General features: G+C 66.9%; 4 protein-coding genes. 2 read left to right on the top strand and 2 right to left on the bottom strand.

Going from position 1 to position 3,236, the window contains the following annotated elements; genetic code table 11:
- Positions 1 to 665, top strand: a 665-nt coding sequence (gene bla, locus AC3XYG_RS21035) for a class A beta-lactamase (RefSeq protein ID WP_489141824.1), incomplete at its 5' end; no start/stop codon positions are given.
- Here bla and AC3XYG_RS21030 read toward each other — a convergent pair.
- Positions 587 to 1,051 carry a hypothetical protein gene (locus AC3XYG_RS21030; RefSeq protein WP_489141823.1) on the bottom strand — a complete coding sequence of 155 codons (465 nt, stop codon included), beginning with the start codon at positions 1,049 to 1,051 and terminating at the stop codon, positions 587 to 589. The genes bla and AC3XYG_RS21030 overlap by 79 nt on opposite strands.
- Before the next feature lie 252 nt (positions 1,052 to 1,303).
- On the opposite strand from AC3XYG_RS21030, the gene AC3XYG_RS21025 reads away from it, so the two are divergent.
- Positions 1,304 to 2,773: a hypothetical protein gene (locus AC3XYG_RS21025; protein ID WP_489141822.1), complete on the top strand. Its 1,470-nt coding sequence runs from the start codon at positions 1,304 to 1,306 to the stop codon at positions 2,771 to 2,773.
- A gap of 74 nt (positions 2,774 to 2,847) precedes the next feature.
- Here the strand turns inward: AC3XYG_RS21025 and AC3XYG_RS21020 are convergent.
- A partial coding sequence (locus tag AC3XYG_RS21020) for a hypothetical protein (RefSeq protein WP_489141821.1) occupies positions 2,848 to 3,236 on the bottom strand: 389 nt, incomplete at its 5' end.

The raw sequence follows: 3,236 nt of genomic DNA, 5'->3' as shown, positions 1-3,236 counted from the left end.
TGTGCAGCACCTTCAAGTTCCTAGCTGCCGCTTTTGTCCTCGCCCGGGTCGATCGCAAGGAGGAAAGCCTCGCCCGCCGGATCGTCTATGCCAAGGGTGACCTGGTTCCGTATTCCCCGGTTACCGAGAAGCATGTCGGCGGAGACGGCCTGACCGTCGGGGAAATCTGTGAAGCCGCGATGACCCTGAGTGACAATACGGCGGGGAACCTGCTGCTCGGCAGCTTTGGTGGGCCGGCGGGGCTGACGGCCCATATGCGCTCGCTCGGGGACCGGGTCACACGGCTCGACCGATGGGAGACGGCGCTCAACGAGGCGAGGCCCGGCGATCCGCGCGACACCACCACGCCGGCCGCGATGACCGGGATCCTGCGCCAGACCGTTTGCGGGACCGCGCTCTCCGCCGCGTCGCGCGAGCAGCTGACGACGTGGCTTGTCACCAACAGGACCGGGGACAAGCGGTTGCGGGCCGGCGTCCCGAAAGGCTGGCGGGTCGGGGACAAGACCGGCTCCGGCGAGAACAACACGACGAACGACATCGCCGTCATCTGGCCGCCCGGGCGCGCGCCGATCATCGTCGCAGCCTATTACGTCGAAGCTCGTGTACCCGATAACGAGCGGAATGCGGCCTTGTCAGAGGTCGGGCGGCTCGCGGCGGCGGCCTGATCCCGACGCGCCTTTGTGTTGATAAAGCCGCCCTCAGTCGCCAGCACCGCTTCCAGTGGCTCGGCTACGCCGCATAGCGGCGGCGCCCATTCGGGCCTCGGCTGGCTGTGCCGGACGCAGGTCAGGACCAAGGAGGCCAACTCGCTTCCAAAACCCGGACCCAGTTCAGGGGCGCAAGTCACCCTTCCGTATTGCCCCCCTGCCCGCCAGAGGTAATGCAGCACGCCGTTGATCCGCAGGAACACCTCATCGAGGTGCCAGGTGTCGCCCAGCTTCGGCCGCCGCCGGCGCAGCTTGCGGGCGAAGTCGGCCCCGAACCGGAGGCACCACTGGCGGATGCTCTCGTGCGTGACGTCGATGCCGCGCTCGGCCAGGATCAGTTCCATATCCTGATCGCCGCGCCGGGCGGACCACCTCTCCGCTGCCCACGGAGGATGACGACCGCCGCTCGGCCCACTTCGCCAGCGGGCCAGCCGCATGGGACCGGATCGCAGGCCATCACATTTCCCAGATATCCACGCCGCGCCCTGCACCGGTGATAGGCTGATCCGGCGTGGGCCCGCGCGAGCCGGACCAGCAGGCGATGCCGCCGGGAGGATGCCGGGTCGTGAACCATGCGGCGCATCGGGAGGTTGTCCATGGACACAGTGTTTCGCGCCGCGGCGGATGCTGCTCCTGTCATCACGATCGGAGCCAACTTCCAGGGGGCCACCACCAGCCTCTTCGGCGCGGTCCCGCCTGACACAAACGGAGCGGTCGGTCCCGACCACTTCGTCGAACTGCTCAACAGCGTATACCGCGTCTACGACAAATCCGGCGAGGTGCTCCAGCAGTTGAGCCTGTTCGAATTCTGGTCCTCGGCGGGCCTGTCGCAGACGTCTCCCTTCGATCCGCGCGTGCTGTACGACCCCGAGGACCAACGCTGGTTCGCCACATCGGCCGACAAGCAGGTTCCGCCGAGTAACATCCTGCTGGCGGTCTCCAATACATCGGACCCGACCGAGGGCTGGCAGGCGGTAGCCATCCCGGGCGATTCGGAACGCTGGTTCGATTTCCCGACGCTCGGCTTCAATGCGGAGGGCGTCTTCCTGGCGGCGCACTTCATCGACAGCAACCCGAAGCCCGACGCGCCGGGAGGTCCGAACATCGCGATCGCCGTGGTTCCGAAATCGGATCTGCTGGCGGAGAGCCCCAGCGCGGCCAACGCGACCGTATTCACCACCTTCTCCAACACGACCGGCGCGACCCTGCAGCCTGCCGTGGCGCCACAGTCATCCGGCGCGGAGTCCCTCCTCTCCATGTACGGCTCGCCCGAACCGCCCGGCTTTAGCACGGTCCTGAAGCTGTCCTCGCTGGATGGCCCGGTTACGGATCCCACGCTCGACGCTGGCGATGACCGGATCGTCAGCGTGCCGCCCTTCCAGAACCCTTCGAGTGCGGTCCAGGCGGACACCTCCCTTACGATCTCTGCCGGGGATGCGGCCTTCAGCGCCAGCGTCGTGCTGCAGGACAACCGGCTGTTCGGGGTGCAGACGAGCGAGAGCGAGGATGGCGGTCCGGAGCTCCACTGGGTGATGATCGGCGATCCGGTGACAGCGCCGGTCGTCCTCGACACGGGCACCATCCATCCGGACAACCTCGACGTCTATTTCGGGTCGATCACCGTGAACCCGCTCGGGCAGGCGGTGATCGGCTTCACGGGCTCCGGCCCCGACGATTTCGCGAGCGCCTATGCGGTGGCAGGCACGCTCACGGGCGATCATCTCGAGTTCGGCGACCCGATCCTGCTGCAGGCCGGCACGGCGCCCTACGCGCTCGCCGATGGCCGGTGGGGCGACTACAGCGCGACCACCTACGATCCCTCCGACCCCACGCATTTCTGGACCATCCAGGAATGGGCGTCGGGCGAGTTCGAATGGTCCACGCAGATCACCGAGATCATCTTCGGCGCGCCGCCCGCTCCCGACGGGATCATCGTCGACTGGAACGCACTGGCCGAGCGCGTCACCGCCTATTTCGAGGAGACCGGCCAGTGGGGGCTGATCGATGATTGGCTGAGCGGCAATCCGCCGGACCGAGGCACGGCGGATTACCTGCTGGAGGGCTGAGGCGACGGCCTGGCGTGACGCCTCGGTTCCGCGGCCGCCCTGAAGCCGGACGCTGAGCGACGGCGGATCGACGCTCAGCCATGAACGCAGATCCGTTGCGGCCGACGCACCTGCGATTTCGTGACCGCGATGCAGGAGCGGGCGAACTCAAACATCGGCCGGCCCGTTGATCGGCGACGATTAACCGCGGCGTCTTCGTGCTCTGCGGCACGCGCAGCATAATCTTCCGCAAGGAGGTGACTTACCCGAGCCGCGAATTGCGGGATGGATGGCAGCAGCGCAAGCGCGCCGAATGGAATGCACTTCTGTGCGCCGATCCGGTCTTCGCGGCGAAGATCAAGAGCGGCTGGTTCATCACGACCGAGAGCACCTTCTCCGATGGTTTCCGTTTCACAGCGAGCGCCACGTGCCCCGTCGACCGGCTCGTCGGCTATGGTTGGTCGAGAGGCGTCCTTCGCGACGT

It is taken from the genome of Inquilinus sp. (assembly GCF_057815775.1).
Note: the sequence above shows the minus strand (reverse complement) of the source record. Positions and strands in the feature narration are given on the sequence as shown.

Bases quoted from the DNA above. Each gene is read 5' to 3' on its own strand.
- AC3XYG_RS21030 (WP_489141823.1), bottom strand. From the start codon at position 1,051: ATGGAACTGATCCTGGCCGAGCGCGGCATCGACGTCACGCACGAGAGC.
- AC3XYG_RS21025 (WP_489141822.1), top strand. From the start codon at position 1,304: ATGGACACAGTGTTTCGCGCCGCGGCGGATGCTGCTCCTGTCATCACG.